The 364-nt window shown below is 34.1% G+C and carries 1 protein-coding gene; it reads left to right on the top strand.

Features of this window, described 5'->3' with window-relative positions:
* Positions 1 to 283, top strand: a 283-nt coding sequence (locus tag FRY97_RS23060) for a hypothetical protein (protein WP_211356967.1), incomplete at its 5' end; no start/stop codon positions are given.
* Positions 284 to 364 lie beyond the last annotated feature (81 nt).

The following is a 364-nucleotide window of genomic DNA, read 5'->3' as shown; positions in this document are numbered from 1 at the left end:
AAGTGGTGCTGGACTGCTTGGCAATGTTGAAAAGCAAGTGCAATTTTTGGGGGAGCCTGTACAAGCAGGATTTATACATTTGCGAAAAATAAATGGTGGTGTTCTAATCAATAATAGTCTTAGGGTTCAGTTGCATAAGCATTATTTGAATCCAATAAAAGGTAGAGGTTATTCAGGTAGTATAAATGCAGCGCATTTAAATGTCAATAAATTTCACCTGATATTCAATCCTCGAAAATGGGATGCTCTTTCGACTTGGAGGTATACACCTTTTAGATTTTAAATATATTCAATTCTTCTTATGAAGAAAACATTTAATATATCAGATGCGAATCCAGTACTTTGGAATGCTTTAGTTCAAAGA

This window comes from Phaeodactylibacter luteus, assembly GCF_007993045.1.
GTDB classification, from domain to species: Bacteria; Bacteroidota; Bacteroidia; order Chitinophagales; family Saprospiraceae; genus Phaeodactylibacter; species Phaeodactylibacter luteus.
Note: the sequence above shows the minus strand (reverse complement) of the source record. Positions and strands in the feature narration are given on the sequence as shown.